This window comes from Sphingopyxis sp. GW821-FHT12C06 (assembly GCF_058807415.1).
This window is the reverse complement of sequence record NZ_JBXAQR010000003.1, coordinates 454,946-471,331: the sequence shown is the minus strand read 5'-3', so window position 1 is coordinate 471,331 and position 16,386 is coordinate 454,946. Positions and strand designations below refer to the sequence as shown.

The 16,386-nt window shown below is 64.6% G+C and carries 13 protein-coding genes and 2 riboswitches; of the genes, 9 read left to right on the top strand and 4 right to left on the bottom strand.

All coding sequences use genetic code 11. From position 1 onward, the window contains the following. Positions 1–2: 2 nt before the first annotated feature. From AC1RRJ_RS11210 to AC1RRJ_RS11195, 4 genes are all read right to left on the bottom strand, one after another. The gene (locus AC1RRJ_RS11210; protein WP_493122612.1) at positions 3–1,211 is read right to left on the bottom strand and encodes a TolC family protein; all 1,209 of its coding nucleotides are present in this window, start codon (positions 1,209–1,211) and stop codon (positions 3–5) included. A gap of 55 nt (positions 1,212–1,266) precedes the next feature. Further along, positions 1,267–1,641, bottom strand: coding sequence for a hypothetical protein (locus AC1RRJ_RS11205; protein WP_493122610.1), 375 nt, complete (start codon positions 1,639–1,641; stop codon positions 1,267–1,269). 128 nt (positions 1,642–1,769) lie between these two features. Further along, positions 1,770–2,216, bottom strand: a complete 447-nt coding sequence (locus AC1RRJ_RS11200) for an Lrp/AsnC family transcriptional regulator (RefSeq protein ID WP_493122608.1) — start codon at positions 2,214–2,216, stop codon at positions 1,770–1,772. Next, positions 2,216–4,156 (bottom strand): isoaspartyl peptidase/L-asparaginase, encoded by a 1,941-nt coding sequence (locus AC1RRJ_RS11195; protein WP_493122606.1) that lies wholly within the window; start codon positions 4,154–4,156, stop codon positions 2,216–2,218. Before AC1RRJ_RS11195 ends, AC1RRJ_RS11200 begins: the two co-directional genes overlap by 1 nt. Before the next feature lie 184 nt (positions 4,157–4,340). Between AC1RRJ_RS11195 and AC1RRJ_RS11190 the strand changes: the two genes are divergently transcribed. The 9 genes from AC1RRJ_RS11190 to AC1RRJ_RS11150 all read left to right on the top strand — a co-directional run bounded on the left by AC1RRJ_RS11190 (position 4,341) and on the right by AC1RRJ_RS11150 (position 16,385). Beyond that, entirely contained in the window at positions 4,341–7,070 is a 2,730-nt protein-coding gene (locus AC1RRJ_RS11190) for a TonB-dependent receptor plug domain-containing protein (RefSeq protein ID WP_493122604.1), read from the top strand. A gap of 87 nt (positions 7,071–7,157) precedes the next feature. Further along, positions 7,158–7,387, top strand: a riboswitch (cobalamin riboswitch). Between the two features lie 182 nt (positions 7,388–7,569). Beyond that, positions 7,570–9,516, top strand: a complete 1,947-nt coding sequence (locus tag AC1RRJ_RS11185; protein WP_493122602.1) for a TonB-dependent receptor plug domain-containing protein — start codon at positions 7,570–7,572, stop codon at positions 9,514–9,516. 47 nt (positions 9,517–9,563) lie between these two features. After that, positions 9,564–10,172, top strand: a complete 609-nt coding sequence (cobO, locus tag AC1RRJ_RS11180; protein ID WP_493122600.1) for a cob(I)yrinic acid a,c-diamide adenosyltransferase — start codon at positions 9,564–9,566, stop codon at positions 10,170–10,172. A 32-nt stretch (positions 10,173–10,204) separates the two neighbouring features. Beyond that, on the top strand, positions 10,205–11,026 hold the full coding sequence (locus AC1RRJ_RS11175; RefSeq protein WP_493123044.1) for an ABC transporter substrate-binding protein: 822 nt from the start codon (positions 10,205–10,207) through the stop codon (positions 11,024–11,026). Further along, complete coding sequence (locus AC1RRJ_RS11170; protein ID WP_493122599.1) at positions 11,023–12,024, top strand: FecCD family ABC transporter permease; 1,002 nt, start codon at positions 11,023–11,025, stop codon at positions 12,022–12,024. The genes AC1RRJ_RS11175 and AC1RRJ_RS11170 overlap by 4 nt, the downstream gene beginning before the upstream one ends. Beyond that, entirely contained in the window at positions 12,018–12,794 is a 777-nt protein-coding gene (locus AC1RRJ_RS11165) for an ABC transporter ATP-binding protein (protein ID WP_493122597.1), read from the top strand. The genes AC1RRJ_RS11170 and AC1RRJ_RS11165 overlap by 7 nt, the downstream gene beginning before the upstream one ends. Beyond that, on the top strand, positions 12,791–13,483 hold the full coding sequence (locus tag AC1RRJ_RS11160) for a phytanoyl-CoA dioxygenase family protein (protein WP_493122595.1): 693 nt from the start codon (positions 12,791–12,793) through the stop codon (positions 13,481–13,483). Before AC1RRJ_RS11165 ends, AC1RRJ_RS11160 begins: the two co-directional genes overlap by 4 nt. Positions 13,484–13,527: 44 nt before the next feature. Next, a riboswitch (cobalamin riboswitch) is annotated at positions 13,528–13,719 on the top strand. A 144-nt stretch (positions 13,720–13,863) separates the two neighbouring features. Further along, positions 13,864–15,837, top strand: a complete 1,974-nt coding sequence (locus AC1RRJ_RS11155; RefSeq protein WP_493122593.1) for a TonB-dependent receptor plug domain-containing protein — start codon at positions 13,864–13,866, stop codon at positions 15,835–15,837. Then, the gene (locus tag AC1RRJ_RS11150; protein WP_493122591.1) at positions 15,837–16,385 is read left to right on the top strand and encodes a hypothetical protein; all 549 of its coding nucleotides are present in this window, start codon (positions 15,837–15,839) and stop codon (positions 16,383–16,385) included. The genes AC1RRJ_RS11155 and AC1RRJ_RS11150 overlap by 1 nt, the downstream gene beginning before the upstream one ends. The last annotated feature ends 1 nt before the right edge of the window (position 16,386 follow it).

Below are 16,386 nucleotides of genomic sequence, written 5' to 3'. Positions count from 1 at the left end.
CCCTATTGCGCGTTCGCGCGGCCTAGCGCGGCGAGCGCGCGGGCGCGGTCGAGCTGCGCTTCAATGAGTTTGAGGTTGGCGCCGGTCAGCGCTTCTTGCGCGTCGATCAGCTCGACCAGCGTGAACTTGCCCTGCTGGTAACCAATCTCGGCGATGCGTGCGGCCTCGGTCGCCTGCCACAGCCCCGCGCCCGACAGCGCCGACAGCCGTTCGCTTGCGGCGGTCAGCATCAATTCGGCATCGCGGCGCGAGAAGCGCGTGTCGAGCCGCGCCTGGGCCAGCTGCGCTTCGGCCGCCGCACCATCGGCGCGCGCCGCCGCGATATTGCCGCGATTGCGATTACCGAACGGCAGCGGGATCGACACGCCCATCATCACCGCCGTCTCGCCGCCCTCGCGGAAATTGCGCACGCCGCCCGACGCCGTGACGTCGGGGACCCCCTCGGCCTGTGCGAGGCGGATCCGCGCCGACGCCGCGTCGCGCTCAGCCGAAGCCAGCCTTTCGTCGAGACTCTGCACGTCGGCCGCCAGCGCCGGCGGCGCCAGCACATCCTGCGCCACTGCCGACAGTTCGGGATCGTCGCTGCCAATGAGCAGCGCCAGCCGATGACGCGCCGACAAAAACTGTCCGTCGGCGCGCAGTCGTTCGGCGTTTGCCTCGGCGAGCAGCGCATCGGCGCGCAATTTGGTCAGCGGCGGATCGCGCCCGACATCGACAAGCGTTTCGGCGATCCGCGCCAGCTCGGTCGCGCGCGCAAAGACGCTTTGCGCGAGCCCCGCGCGGTCATCGGCCGCCCGCAATTCGGCATGCGCGACGCCGATGTCATAGGCGAGGTCCGCCTCGGCGCGCCGCAAGGCGAGCTGGGCAAAGTCCCGCTCCGCCGCGGCGACCGCCTTTCGCGCCCGGCGCTTGCCGCCCAGCTCGAACTGCTGCGACACCGCAACACTCGTCTCGGTCTGGCCAAAGCTGCGATAAGGGCCGGTGCCGCTGAAGTTTTCAACATTGACGGACAGTTCGGGATTCGGCCGGACACCCGCCTGCATAGCGCGCCCTTCGGCCGCCTTCACTTCGGCGCGCGCCCCAGCGATCCGCGGCGACACATCCTGTCCGCGCGCGAGTGCGTCGGCCAGCGTGACGGGTTCCGCATACGCCGGACTCCCCGTCATGGTCAGCACCCCTGCCAGCAGCAGGGGGCCCAATGATTTCAACATAAATGCTCCTGATCAATGCGTGACGACGCGGGCGAAAACCCGCGCGAAGCAGTGATCAGGCTGAAGGAGGCTGGGTCGGTGGCGCGGTGGCGCGCGAGGAGAGAACTGCCGCGTGCTCACGAAAGAAAAGGCCGCTGAAAACGGGCACATCGTGCGCTTGGGCAAAGCCGTCAAGTTCGATACAGGCCGAACAATGGTGATGGTCAATGTGCAGCGGAGGCGTACCGTCGGGCGCGGTTTCGCTCCCGGCATCATCCGCCTCGGCAAGGCTGCAATCGAGGTCGATCAGTTCCAGCGCATGATGTCCGGGCTCGGCCTTCGCGAGCGCAGGAACCGCCACGCTGCCGAACAGCAGCGAGAAAGCGAGAACAACACGGACGAGAAAAGCCGACATCGGCCGCCATCTAACATGCGCGGCATCGGACGACAATCGGGTCGCCTTTCCCGCATCCATGTTAAAACGGCCAAGCATCGAAAATTCCTGTCGATTGCGTTCGAGTCGAGTCAGCTTATGCACTCTGTAGCTGCTACAGGGTCAAGCGATGAAAATCGGCGGCGCTATCGTTCGACCTTGGTCGCCAATATCACCGACGTTGTCGTGCGTTCGACCCCATCGAGCAGGCCGATCTCGTCGATCAATTCGTTGAGCTGGGCGCCATCCTCGGTCTCAAGCATCGCAATGATGTCATATTCGCCGCTGATCGCATGGATCGCCTGGACCAGCGAAAACTGCGCCAATGCCTGTTCGACTTCGCGATGATAACGCGGCAGCGTCTTGATCATCATATGCGCGCGGACCCGGCTCGCCGCGAATGCGCTGCCGAGCCGGACGGTATAGCCCGCAACGACATGCCCCCCCTCAAGCCGCGCGAGCCGTGCATAAATCTGCCCCCGCGAAATACCGAGCTCCTTGGCGAGCTGAGCGATCGTCTGGCGCGCATCGTCGCGCAGCAGGGTGAGCAGGCGTTCGTCGACTTCGTCGAGGGTGACGCCCGGCTGCGCCATCAGTCCGCCCACTTCTCGTCGGCGAAAATCGCGGTTTCGGCCATTCTCCCGGCGCTCATCCGCCCACGATACATGCCGAGGTCGTTGATGGCAAAGGCGGGGCGGCCGTCGGGGCCCATCGCGATCAGCCCACCGTCGCCGCCGATCGCGCCGACCGCCATGATCGTTTCCTGTGCCGCGTCCTTCAGGCTCTCGCCCTTCCACGCCACGCGGTCACAAACCTGCCGCGCCGCGCTTTCGCGAATGAAATATTCGCCCGATCCGGTCGCCGACACCGCGCACTGGCCATTTTTGGCATAGGTGCCCGCACCGATGATCGGGGAATCGCCGACCCGGCCCCAGCGCTTGCCGGTCATCCCGCCGGTCGAGGTTGCGGCGGCAAGATTGCCGTCGGCATCAATCGCGACCGCGCCAACCGTGCCGAACAAATGGGTCGGGTCGACCGCCCCGAGCTGCTTCTCGCGCCAACGGAGCAGGCCCTGCCAGCGCTCCTCGGTGCGGAACCAGCCGGGATCAACTTGCTCAAGCCCGCGTTCGACCGAGAAGCGGTCGGCGCCAGGCCCCGCCAGCATGACATGCGGGCTTTTGTCCATCACCGCGCGCGCAAGATCGACTGGATGGCGGGTGCGGGTGACGCCGGCAACGGCGCCGGCCTTCTGCGTCTTGCCGTCCATGATCGCGGCGTCGAGTTCATTCTTGCCCTCGGCGGTAAACACCGCGCCGCGCCCGGCGTTGAATAGCGGATTGTCCTCGAGCACGCGGACCGCCGCGGCGACGGCATCGAGCGACGCGCCGCCCTTGTCGAGCACCGCCGCGCCCGCACGAAGCGCTTCGTCGAGCCCGGCGCGATACGCCTTTTCCTTCGCGGGCGGCAGCGAACCCCGTTCGATCACTCCAGCGCCGCCGTGGATCGCGAGCGACCAGCGCGGCACCTCGACCACCTCGCCCGCGCGCACCGCATAGTCGCGAACGAACACCGGCGCGTCGATCCGCCCCGACGGCAGATGAATGACCGATCCCGGCCCAACCCCACTCACGCGGATGCGCGGGGCATCGAGTGGACCGCGGCCGGTTATCCCGCGCAGCGACGCGCCGTCGACGAGCCACGCGAAGCCATCGGACTCGGTGGCATAGATGCGGCCCGACCCGTCGGGTTCGACCGCCAGCGCGGCGCTTTCATCGACGCCAAGGCCGAGCATCGCGGGCTGATCGGCAGCACGGCCGACCTGCGCCTTGGCGACGAAAGCGAACAGGCGTCCGAGCCGGTCGCGTTCCTTGAAATGCGTATCGGTGATCACGCCCTTGAGCAGCGCGAAGCGGAGGAAATTGCCCTCAATCGTGTTCGCGGGGCCCAGCGGATCGGCAAGCGCCTCCACGCTCGTGAGGCTGCCGTCGTCCATCGCTCCGTACAATTTCTCGCCCTGCACCGCGAGGCCCGCGCTTGTCCCCGCGAGCGGTTTGCCCCCCGCGACATGCGCGTTGAGGATTTCTTCGACCGGCGTCCCACGCCAGTATCGGACGTAACGCGCCTGATCGCCGCCAGCGATGAAAATGCCGTCGGCTTTGCGCAGACGTTCGAGGATTTTCTTGTTCGATGCCTGGGCACGGCTGTGAAAAACGAAAATTTCGGTCGACTGGATGCCACCGATATCCTTGTAGAATTCCTGACCGATCTCTTTGCCATAGGATGCGCTGATCACGACGATATGACCGTTGCCGGCCTTGCCAAAGAACCACTTCATCGAATCGATATTGCGATCGCCTCCGCCCATCAACAGCAGGCCGCCCGATACCGGGCCGGGGGTCGGCGTATTGAGCTTTCCGAAGACATAATGCTCGTACGGCTTCGCTTTGGCCTCCTTGGCCCCGGCAGGTGCGAGCGCGAGGCCGACTGCGGCGAGCAATGGCACCACCACCGCCCGCATCATCATCCGCAACATTTCATTCTCCCGACCCGATAGACTGACCGCAGGATGTTACATAATATACACAGTCAAAGACAATATGATTTCACATAATGTCATATTGATTGAAATTATCGACGGTTTCTGGTGAAGGCAGGATGAAATAGGGATTGTGTCGGCGCGACTTGAGTCGCGCCACAAGCAGCAAAAGGGGCATGTCATGAAGGGTCTGGGTCAACACTCGTTGCGCATTATGCTGGGGTTGGGCGTCTGCCTGCCGGCGATGGTCGCACCGGTTTGGGCGCAAGAAGCGGTGAGCGGTGCGGCGGTGAGCGACGAAATCATCGTCACCGGATCGCGCATCCCGACGATCCGCGATCAGGGCCCCTCGCCCGTCACCACGATCGATTCTGATACGATCCGCGCCAATGGCTATACCAGCGTTCCCGAACTGCTAGCGGCGATGACCCAGAACAGCGGCGAAACGCAAAGCCCGCAATCGGGCAGCAGCTCCGACTTCACCCCCGGCGCACAGCAGGTCGATCTGCGCGGGCTTGGCCCCAACCACACGCTGGTGCTGATCAACGGCCGCCGCATCGCCGATTTCCCGCTGCCCTATATCGGCCGCAGCAACTTCACCGACATTTCGAACATCCCGGTCAGCCTGATCGACAAGGTCGAAATCCTGAGCGGAGCGGGCTCGGCAATCTACGGATCGGACGCGATAGCGGGCGTCGTCAACTTCAAGATGAAGGAAAAGCTCGACGGCATCACGCTCGACTATCGCCACGGTCGCACCGAACATGGCGGCGGCATGTCACATCGCTTCACCGCGACCGGCGGTTGGTCGTCGGGCCGCTTCAACATTGTTGGCGGCGTCGAATATCTCGATCAGCGCCCTCTGTGGGCTTATGAACGCAGCATTCAGGATAGCACCGAAGACAGCCCGGTCGCATCGACAAGCATTGCGCGGCGAACTTTCTATCGCGCCAATAAAGCTGTCGACTATCTCACGCCTCCCGATGGCGCATGCGACACCCTGTCCTATCTGAACGGGGGGTCCGTTTTTCTGGCAAACCGCCCGAATTACGGCGACTATTGTGGCAGCAAGACCTCTGTAGGCTACGGCACGATCATTTCGGGCCGCAAAGGCTTTAACAGCTTTGGCACCATGTCCTTTGAGCTGTCCGATAACGTAAAGCTGTTCACCGACTTCCAACTCGGGATCAGCAAGGTCCGCCTGAAATATGACGTCACAAGCTGGGCGTTCGAGCAATCCTCCAGCAGCGCCAACAATGAGTTCTTCAATGAATTCACCGATCAGGTCGAGGATTGGGGTCGTCAGTTCGCACCGGAAGAAACCGGCGGACTGGAGATGCAGCGGAGCAAGCAGACGACCTACAGCATCACGCCCGGCATTCGCGGCAATTTCGGCAAGAGCTGGAATTACGAGCTGTCGTTCAACTACAGCCGCTATCAGTCGGTCGTTCGCTGGCCTCAGATCATCGCGAGCAAGGCAAACGCTCTTTTCCTCGGCACGCAGAACGGCGTCGATGCAGAAGGTCGCCCGATCTTTAATGCCAACCCCGACCGGCTCTATCAGGCGCTTACCCGCGCAGAGTATGAGAGCATTTCGGCCGACACCGTCTATCGGCCCTTCAGCTGGACGAGCAATCTGCAGGCGACGCTGACCAATGGCGAGCTGTTCCAGTTGCCCGCTGGCCCGGTAGGCTTCGCCGCGGTCGCCGAATATGGCAAGCAGGGCTATAACCTCCGTCCTGATCCGCTGGCGCTCACCGATTATTACTACAGCTGGAAAGACAGCGCCGGCGAAGGCAAGCGCAGCCATGCCGCAATCGGCGGCGAGGTCCGCGTGCCAGTGCTTGATTTCGTGACGGTGACGGGCGCTGGCCGCTACGATCATTTCCGCTTCGGCGGGGGAAGTACCGGAAAATTCACCTACAACGGCGGGCTTGAGGTTCGGCCGATGGATAGCCTGCTATTCCGCGCTGCCTATGGCACCGCTTTCCGCGCGCCCGATCTCCACTATGTGTTCACGGGTCCGGGCAATATCGAAGGCAACGTCAACGATTATCGACTCTGCGCCGACAACGGGCAGGAAATCGAGGATTGCGATTTTGCAGATATCGATATGGTCGTGAACCGCACCGGCAACCGCGACCTGAAGTCGGAAACCGGTCGCACACTGACCGCAGGCTTCGTCTTCGCGCCCTCGCGCCGCCTGCATGTTTCGGTAGACTATTTCCGCGTCACGCTCGACAATCAAGTGGACGATCTCAGCATCGACACGCTGGCACGCGACGAAGCAGATTGCGCGGCAAATAAGCTCGATCCGACCTCGCCAACCTGCGTGGACGCGTTCGCCCGTATCAAACGTTTCCCGTCAAATGTTCAGAACGGGCGTATCGAATCGATCCGTGTCAATCCAATCAACATCGCGCGCGAAAAGACGAGCGGTATCGACCTCGCCTTCCGCGGCACGCTGCCCACCAGCTTTGGCGACTTCACCCTTTCGCTCGCGCACAGCCATGTCTTCAAGCATAGCTTCCAGCAATATCCGGGCGATCCGGTCGAAAACAAGCTGGCGGCCGACAGCGGCTATTACCTGCCGCGCGACAAGTCGAACGCCAGCATCAGCTGGGCCGCCGACGGCCTGCAACTGACGGTGTCGGGCACCCGCCTCGGCAAGCTGCCCAATTATGATGAAGACGCCTTCATCAAGGCGAGCACGCTGTTTAACGCCTCGCTGCAATATGATTTCACCGATCATATGCGCGGGTCGCTGACGATCCGGAACCTGTTCAACACCAACCCGGTGAAGGACCCGACCTGGTCGAGCTATCCCTATTATAACACCAGCTGGTTCGACAGCATCGGCCGCAGCGTCTTCCTGCAGCTGACGTACAAGCTGGGCGGTTCGGCGCTCTGATCGTCCCCGCCTCCCCCGGCCGCATACCGGCCGGGGGCTTGCGCAAATGCCCCGCTACGCTATGGGCAGCGCCGTGAGGGCTTTGGCCCCCACATGATCGCGCCGGTGCCCGAAAGGGCTTAATATGGGAACGCGGTGAGAAGGATCTTCCCGGAAGATCCCTCGATTCCGCGGCTGTCCCTGCAACTGTAAGCGGTGAGCGCGATGCACCGTCCCGACTTTTTCGAGGTCCGGGACAGCCACTGGGGGGACCTGGGAAGGCGTGCATCAAGCCCTGACCCGCGAGCCAGGAGACCTGCCGGCGTGGGTCGCTCAATGCCTGGGCCCAGGGAAAGGCCACGGCACGGAGAAGTCCGTCGAGCGACGACCAAGCGGCTGGAGCCGTTTCGGTGCAGGGGACGTGGGCGCATTGCGCCCGCCCGCAGCCCATGCACTGGTCGATCGCCCCCAAGCGCATCGGCAGGCTCCCGCCCTCGTTGCCGGCGTGTGGGGGACTCCCATGTTGAAATTTACGACCACCATTTCCTTGCTGGCACTGACCGCGGCCACCCCCGCCTTTGCCCAATCGGCCGACAGCGCGAAGGCGGCCAAGCCCGGCGACGAGATTATCGTCACCGCATCGCGATCGGGCGAAGGCATCCGCGCGAGCGAACTCGGCGCATCGGTCACCGTCATCGACACCGAAGCGCTGTTGCAGCGTCAGACGCGCATCATTTCGGACGTCCTGCGCGACGTCCCCGGCGTCGCAATCACCCGCATCGGCGGGATTGGCGGCCAGACGCAGATCCGCGTACGCGGCAGCGAGAGCAATCATGTCCTCGTCCTGATCGACGGCATCGAAGCCGCCGACCCCTATCAGGGCGAATTTGATTTCGGAACGATGGTCGCCGACCCTGCCGCGCGCATCGAGGTGCTGCGCGGCCAGCAATCGTCGCTCTATGGCTCAGACGCAATCGGCGGCGTGATCAATTACATCACCCTGTCGGGCCGCGAAGCGCCGGGATATAGCGCACGGATCGAGGGTGGATCCTTCGGCACGATCAGCGGCGCCGCACGCGCCGCCGGGGCGAGTGGCAATTTCGACTATGCCGTCACGGGCTCCTATTATGGCACCGACGGCTATGCCACTGCCCGCGGCGGCTCCCGTGATGTCGGGTCGGACACAATCGGCGCCAGCGCCAAGCTGAACTGGTCGCCGAGCGAAGCGTTCAAGCTCTCCGCCGTGCTCCGCTACAACCATGTCAACGCCGACACGAACAACAGCGACAGCGATGGTCCCACCAAGGACGTGTTCCCCTTCTTTGGCTATACCGTCGACAGCCCTGGGGTCTATTATACGAGCGAGGGTTTTTACGGCCTGCTCTCGGCGCAGCTCAGCGCGCTCGACGGGCGCTGGGTCAACACGCTGTCGGGGCAATTCGCCGACACGACGCGCCAGGGCTACGCGTCCTTCGGCCTCGACTATGGCAACAAGGGGCGGCGCTATAAGGGCAGCTTCACGTCAAGCTTCAGCTTCGGCACCGACACGATCACCCACCGGTTGACCGGCGCAGTCGATGTCGAGCGCGAGACCTTCCGGACACTGACCCCCGGAGCGTTTCAGGGCGAAAAACAGGCCGACAATCTGGGGCTGGTCGGCCAATATGAACTGACCGCGGGCGACCTTTCGCTCGGCGCCTCGGTCCGCCATGACGACAACAACCGCTTCGACGATGCGACAACCTGGCGCGTTCAGGGCAGCTATCGCCTGCCGACCGGAACCCGCGTCCGCGGGGCTTACGGCACGGGGGTCAAGAACCCCGGCTTTTTCGAACTATATGGCTATATGGACGGCAAATATATCGGCAACCCGAACCTGAAGCCCGAAAAGTCGGAGGGCTGGGAAGCAGGTCTCGAGCAGAGCTTCGGCGCCGATGATTGGGCGACGATCGGTGCGACCTATTTCGACGCAAAGCTGACCGACGAGATTTTCACCGATTATCCGGCACCGAACTATGTCGCGACCCCGGCGAACCGCACCACCGACAGCAAACAGCACGGGATCGAAGCTTTCGTTAGCGCCCAACCAATCCCGCAGCTCCGCTTCGACCTCGCTTACACTTGGCTCAAGTCCAGGGAAAATGGCGTCGCCGAAGTACGTCGTCCCAAGCATATTGCCAGCTTCAACACGACAGTATCGAGCGCCGACCAGCGCTTCGCCGGCACGGTGACCATCCGCTACAATGGTCGGACGACCGACACCGCCTATACCGATCCGTCCTATGTGCCGGTGACCGTCGCGATGAGGGACTATGTCCTCGTCAACCTCGGCGCCGACTATAAAATCTCGGACAATTTCTCGCTGTTCGGACGGGTCGAAAATCTGCTGGGTGAGAATTATGAGGAAGTCTTCAGCTTCGTCGCTGCAGGCCGTGCCGCTTATGGCGGCGTCCGCCTGAGCTTCTGATGCCCTGCGCTCGCGCAGAGCCGCCGCGCACCGACGGGAGAAATCGCATGAAGACGCGTACCGACGCCGCACATAATGCGAAGATGAAGAAGATTCAGGCCGCGCAGGCCAAGAAGGTCGCGACCAAGACGATCGAAAAAGGCCTCATTATTGTCCACACAGGTCCCGGCAAGGGCAAGACCTCTGCCGCGCTCGGCATGGCAGTGCGCGCGATCGGACATGACATGAAAGTCGGCGTCGTCCAGTTTGTGAAAGGCGCGATGGCGACTGGTGAGAGGGCGGTATTCGACCAGTTTCCCGACTTGATCGAATTCAAGCCGATGGGCGAAGGCTTCACCTGGGACACGCAGGACCGCGCCCGCGACATCGCGGTCGCGCGCACCGCGTGGGAGGAGGTCAAGCGGATGATCGCCGACCCGTCGTACCGGATGGTCATCGCCGACGAGCTCAACATCGTGCTGCGTTACGACTATCTGCCGACCGACGAGGTGCTGGAGGCGCTCGCCGCCAAGCCCGCGATGACGCACGTCATCATCACCGGCCGCAACGCGCCGCAATCGCTGATCGACGCCGCCGACCTCGTCACCGAGATGGCGCAGGTCAAGCACCCGTTCCGCGAGCAGAATGTCAAAGCGCAGGCGGGGATCGAATTTTGACGCTACGCGCGAGCCTCCTCGCCACGACATTGCTGCTCGGCGGCGCGGGGGCATTGTGGGCGACGACGGCGCCTCCGGTAGCGAAAGCGCCGGCCGTCCCGGAACGCATCGTCTCGATCAACCTGTGCGCCGACCAGCTCGTCCTCGCGCTCGCTGACCGCAAGCAGATCGCCGGGCTGACACACAATGCCGCCGATCCTCAGATGTCAGGCGAAGCGACCGCCGCACGCGGGCTGCTCCTGATGAGCGATTCGGCCGAACAGATATTGGCGATCGACCCCGACCTGATCGTCGGCATGCCCGCCAGCCGCAGCGCGGCGCTCGCCGCCCTGCCGCGCAAAACCTATCCGCTGCTCGACCTCGAGACCGCCGACCAGCTCGACCAGATCTATGCGTCGATCCGCCAGACAGCGGCGGCCGTCGGCCACCCCGCGCGCGGCGAAGCACTCGTCGCGCGGATGGAGGGCGAGCTTGCCGGTCTCCCGAAACCCGGACGCGGCCGGGTCGCGGCCTATTATCAGCGGCGCGGCTATATGACCGGAACGGAAACGCTGATCGACGAGCTGATGACACGCGCCGGCCTCGTCAATCTGGCGGGCAAGCTCGGCAAGCCGCCGCTGTCGCAGCTCAGCCTTGAGGAAATGGTCGCGGCACAGCCCGATTTCCTGATCGTCGAAAGCGCAACCGACGACGTCACCGATCAGGGGAGCGAAATGCTGCACCATCCCGCACTCAAGGGCATCCCGCGCATCAGCGTTCCGCAGGCATGGACCGTGTGCGGCAGCCCCGCCTACACGCAGGCCGCGCGGAGCATCGCTGCCCAGATCGCCCGTATCGACAGGACAACATCATGACGCGCTTCGCCCCGCCCCGCTGGAGCCTGATCGCGCTGCTCGCGGCGCTCACGCTGATCGCCGCCGTCGCGTCGCTCCTGTTCGGCGCCGTCGACCTGTCGGTCGAGCGGCTGATCGCCGCCGCGACGGGCAGCGGTGACGAGGTCGCGACGATCATCCTCTTTGACCTGCGCCTGCCGCGCACCCTGCTCGCACTCGTCGTTGGCGCGATGCTCGGCCTCGCGGGAGCGGGCCTGCAGGGCTATTTGCGCAATCCGCTCGCCGAGCCCTCGGTACTCGGCACTTCGAACGCCGCCGCCCTCGGTGCGGTCGGTGCGATTTACTTCGGGGTCGCCGACCTTCACCCGACGATGCTGCCGATCCTCGCAATCGGTGGCGCGCTGCTGTCGCTCGCCTTGCTTTTCGCACTCGCAGGACGCTCGGAAAGCCCGCTGACCCTGATCCTCGCGGGCATCGCTGTCGGCACCCTCGCAGTCGCCGGGACCAGCCTCGCGCTCAACATGTCGCCCAATCCCTTTGCCGCGATGGAGATCATGACCTGGCTGCTCGGTAGCCTCGAAAACCGGTCATTCCAGCATTTCTGGATCGCCCTGCCCTGTATCGTGATCGGCGGCGCGCTGTTGCTGTGGAACGCCCGCGCGCTCGATGCGCTGACGCTGGGCGAGGATGCCGCGCAAGCGATGGGGGTCAACCTCCGGGCCACGCGCCTGCGCCTGCTGATCGGAACCGCGATCGGGGTCGGCGGCGCGGTCGCGGTGTCGGGATCGATTGGCTTCATCGGCCTGATCGTCCCGCACCTCATCCGCCCGCTGACCGACCGCAGCCCCTCGGCGATCCTGCTGCCCTCTGCAATTGGCGGCGCCGCGCTGCTGACGCTCGCCGACCTTGGCGTAAGGGTCATCCCGACAACGAACGAGCTGAAGCTCGGCGTCGTCACCGCCTTCCTGGGGGTTCCCGTCTTCCTGATCCATCTGATGCGGGAGAAAAGGCTGTGGTAATGCTGACCCTCGAACATGTCGGCGTCCAGCTCGGTCGCCGCAGCGTCGTCCAGGGCGTCGATGCCGCCTTCGCGCCCGGAACGCTGACCGGGATTGTCGGTCCCAATGGCGCAGGCAAATCGACGTTGGCACGCGCGATGCTCGCGCTCGTTCCCGCAACCGGCCGCATATCGATCGATGGCGACGCTGTTGCCACGATGCCGCGCGCGGAACTCGCACGGCGTATCGCCTATTTGCCGCAGGGGCAGACCTTGCACTGGCCGCTGACCGTCGAACGGCTCGTCGGGCTCGGCCGCCTGCCGCACCTCGCCCCGATGTCGAAGATTTCGGACGCCGACGCCGCGGCGATCGAGCGCGCGATGCTTCGCGCCGATGTCGGCGATCTCCGCACCCGGATCGCGACCGAATTGTCCGGCGGCGAACGCGCCCGTGTCCTCTTCGCCCGCGCTTTGGCAGTCGGGGCGCCCGGGCTGATCGCCGACGAACCGCTCGCCAGCCTCGACCCCGGCCACCAGATCGACGTCATGGAACTGATGCGCGCCGAGGCCGATGCCGGGGCGCTGGTGATCGCGGTGCTCCACGACCTGACGATGGCGGCGCGCTATTGCGACCGGTTGCTGCTGATCGACGACGGCCGGATCGTCGCCGACGGCACCCCGCATGAGGTGCTGACCCCGGAGCTTTTGCGCACCGTCTATGGCATCGACGCGCGCGTCGAGAGCGGCGGCGACTGGCCGACAGTCACGACTTTTGGCCGCGCGCGGTCATGACCGCCGAAGCGTTTTATGCCGAACAGGGCTATGCGGCCCTCCCCCTGTTCGATCCCGAACTGATCCGCGCGGCCGAGGCCGATATCGCCGAACACATCAACCGGCTGGCATGTGCGCTGTACCTGCCCTTCGAACGCAGTTGCCCGGACGCGCCGCTCGCGACCCGGCTCGATCGCATCTTTGAGACGGATAGGAGCGTCGCCAACCTGCTGCGCTCCGCAATCTGCACCGACGCGCATCGCGGCCCGCGTTTGCAGGAAATCGCAAACGACCCGCGCCTGATCGAGGCCGCAACCCGTCTCGGTGACCGAAGCCTGTCGGGATCGGTGGTGCGCGTCCGCGCCAGCATCGCGAGCTTTCCCGAGCATCGCCACGCCTGGCATTCTGACGTCGCGCGCGACGACGGAACTGCATGCGGCAAAGTGTGGGTCACCGCCTGGATTCCGCTGAGCGATGCCGGTCCCGCCACCGGCGGTCTCGAGATCATCCCCGGTCGCCGCGCCATGCCGATGGCCGAACTGACGGCACATGGGTATGAAATCCCTGAAGAGCAGATAGCCGGCCTGCCGCGCGTCCAGCCGCTATGTCCGGCGGGAACCACTCTCTTTCTCGACCGCTTCACCCCGCATCGTACCCTTCCGACGACCAACGCACGTTTTGCTTTGGTCGTCTGGATGAAGGCCGCCTGATCTTATTGCAACGCAGCAATTGACCCGCACGCGATATTCGATGTAACGCGCCGCCAGCGACAGGTTCCCCGAAAGGGGATTGAAAGGGAACGGGGACAAAACCCCGGCTGCCCCTGCAACTGTGAGCGGTGAGTCATCAGGCCATATGCCATTGGGATCTTCGACGATCCTGAGAAGGCGGTCCGAACCGGCGTCGACCCGCAAGCCAGGAGACCTGCCCGTCGCCGTCGTCTTTCGCGCGGACAGGGTGTGCCGAGCGGACGGGGGTAAACCCGAGCGACGACAAGTCTGGCCGCGTGTTCACGCGGGCCGATGTCGTGCGCCCTTTCGGCACCCGCATCGCCCCCGCGCGTGCACAACGCCCTGTCGATGGGGTTGTTATGTTCAAGTCAATTTGCCGTTTTTCCGTTTCCTTTGCCGCAATCGCGGCATCGTCCACGTCGTTTGCCCAGCAAGTGCCGGTATCGCATGCCGTCGCGGCGGACAGCGACAGCATTATCGTCACCGCGACCCGCGCGCCGCTGACGCTCGACGAAATTCCCGCGTCGATCACCGCGCTCGACAAGGCCGCGATCGATCGGTCGCAGGATATCGGCGTTACCGAACTGCTGCTGCGCACACCGGGGATCAGTTTTGCGCGCAACGGGGGCTATGGCACCTCGACGTCGCTCCGCATCCGCGGCGCCGAGTCCGATCACACGGTCGTCGTGATCGACGGGGTGAAGCTTAACGATCCGTCGTCGACTGGCGGCGGCTTCAACTTCACCAACCTGCTCGTCGGCGACATTGCCCGGATCGAAGTGCTGCGCGGGCCGCAGTCGATCCTGTGGGGCAGCCAGGCAATCGGCGGCGTCGTCAATATCGTGACCGCCGTACCGCAAAAGGAAATTGAAGGCAGCTTCGACCTCGAAGCCGGATCGCGCGACACCGTCAGCGCGCGGGCCGCAATCGGCGGCCGCACCGGTCCCTTGAGCTGGCGCCTCGGCGGGCAGACTTTCACCACCGACGGCATTTCGTCGCATGCGGCGGCCTTTGGCGGCAAAGAACGCGACGGCTATCGCAACCGCAATGTTTCGGGCCGCGCCGAACTCGAACTCGCCCAGAATATCAGCGTCGATGTGCGCGGCTATTATTCGAGCGGCCGGGTCGAATTCGACGGCTTCAACGCCGACAGCGCCGACTATGGGCTGAACAAGGAATTCGTCGGCTATGCGGGGCTCAATATCGCCCTCGCCGACGGACGCTTCCGCAACCGCTTCGCCTATGCCTACACCGACACCAACCGCGACAATTTCAACCCGACCCGCGCGCGCCAGCAAAGCTTCGACGCCGAAGGGCGCAACAAGCGCTGGGAATATCAGGGCAGTTTTGCGGTCAGCGACGCCATTTCGGCGATCTTCGGGGTCGAAAACGAACGCTCGAACTTCAAGAGCCGCTCCCCTTCGGCCTCGCTCGCAACCCCGCTACCGCCCTTCGCGGTCGGCAAGGCCGAACTCACCAGCGTCTATGGCCAGCTCAGCGTCCAGCCGGTCGAAGGGCTGACCCTCAACGGCGGCGTTCGCTACGACGATCATGATCGCTACGGTGGCCAGACGCTGTTCGCGGCCGGCGGCGTGTGGCGGCTGTCGACGGGAACGGTGCTGCGCGCGAGCTATGGCGAAGGGTTCAAGGCTCCCTCGCTCTATCAGCAGTTCAGCGAGTACGGGAATATCGCGCTCGATCCCGAAGACGCGCACGGCTGGGAAGCGGGGATCGAACAGCAGCTTTTCGATCGCAAACTGGTCGTCGGGGCGACCTGGTTCGATCGCAAAACGACGAACCAGATCATCTACAATGGCTGCCCGGCGCCTTCCACCGACCCTGCAGCCCCTCCTCCCAACCCGATGTGCTTCGTTCCCGGAACGACCACACCGCGCTTCGGTTATTATTCGAACGTCGCGCGCAGCGAAGCGCACGGGATCGAGGCGGCCGCCGCGCTGACCCTCGGCGGGCTGAAGCTCGACGGCAATTACAGCTGGATCGTCTCCGAGGATCGCTCGCCCGGCAACAATTTCGGCAAATGGCTGCCGCGCCGCCCGCGCAATACCGCCAACGCTTCGGTCAGCTATGACTTCGACTTCGGGCTCGGTCTGGGCGCGGCGGTGCGCTGGTCGGGCAAAAGCTTCGACAATGCGACCAATGCGACGCGGCTCGACGATTATACGCTCGTCGACCTGCGCGCCGAATATGCCCTGTCCGAGAGCGTCAAGCTGTTCGCCCGCGCCGAAAACATCTTCGACGAGGAATATATGACGGCGTTTCGTTACGGCTCGCTCGGCCGCAGCATCTATGCCGGCATCCGGGGGCGGTTCTGATGGCCGCGCTGTCGAATCGTGGCGCGTCGGCGCTGTGGGTGTCGCTGCTCACCGCGGCGAGCACCGTGACGACGCTGGCGCTCGCCTGCGCGACCCCCTTCCCGGCGCTTGCGGCGCTCGCGGCGGTGCATATGCGCCGCCGCGACGGCATCGCGCTGATGCTGCTCGCGTGGGCGGCGAGCCAGGCAGTCGGGTTCCTGCTGCTCGGCTATCCGCGCGACGGCAGCACGCTTGGCTGGGGCGCCGGGCTCGGGACGGCAGCGATCGGTTCGGCGCTCGCGGGCTATGCCGTGCTGCGCGCGCTCGATTACAAGTCGACGGCAGCGCGCCTGGCGACGGCCTATGCGGCGGGTTTCACCGCGTTCAAGGGGATAATCCTGCTCTGGGCGCTCGTCCTGGGCGGGCTCCACACCGCGATGGCGCCCGACCTGCTGGTCGAGCAATTCCTGCGCAACGGTGCGATTCTGATTGGGCTGTACGCCCTCTATCGCGCGCTCGTCGCGGTCGGCGTTCCCGCGCCGCCGCGACCGGCGACGGCCGCCGCATGAC

What these genes read in the sequence shown, in the direction of transcription:
- AC1RRJ_RS11190 (WP_493122604.1), top strand. Translation starts at nt 4,341, where the DNA reads ATGAAGGGTCTGGGTCAACACTCGTTGCGCATTATGCTGGGGTTGGGC.
- AC1RRJ_RS11185 (WP_493122602.1), top strand. Translation starts at nt 7,570, where the DNA reads ATGTTGAAATTTACGACCACCATTTCCTTGCTGGCACTGACCGCGGCC.
- AC1RRJ_RS11150 (WP_493122591.1), top strand. Translation starts at nt 15,837, where the DNA reads ATGGCCGCGCTGTCGAATCGTGGCGCGTCGGCGCTGTGGGTGTCGCTG.
- AC1RRJ_RS11155 (WP_493122593.1), top strand. Translation starts at nt 13,864, where the DNA reads ATGTTCAAGTCAATTTGCCGTTTTTCCGTTTCCTTTGCCGCAATCGCG.
- cobO (WP_493122600.1), top strand. Translation starts at nt 9,564, where the DNA reads ATGAAGACGCGTACCGACGCCGCACATAATGCGAAGATGAAGAAGATT.
- AC1RRJ_RS11200 (WP_493122608.1), bottom strand. Translation starts at nt 2,216, where the DNA reads ATGGCGCAGCCGGGCGTCACCCTCGACGAAGTCGACGAACGCCTGCTC.
- AC1RRJ_RS11160 (WP_493122595.1), top strand. Translation starts at nt 12,791, where the DNA reads ATGACCGCCGAAGCGTTTTATGCCGAACAGGGCTATGCGGCCCTCCCC.
- AC1RRJ_RS11170 (WP_493122599.1), top strand. Translation starts at nt 11,023, where the DNA reads ATGACGCGCTTCGCCCCGCCCCGCTGGAGCCTGATCGCGCTGCTCGCG.
- AC1RRJ_RS11195 (WP_493122606.1), bottom strand. Translation starts at nt 4,156, where the DNA reads ATGTTGCGGATGATGATGCGGGCGGTGGTGGTGCCATTGCTCGCCGCA.
- AC1RRJ_RS11210 (WP_493122612.1), bottom strand. Translation starts at nt 1,211, where the DNA reads ATGTTGAAATCATTGGGCCCCCTGCTGCTGGCAGGGGTGCTGACCATG.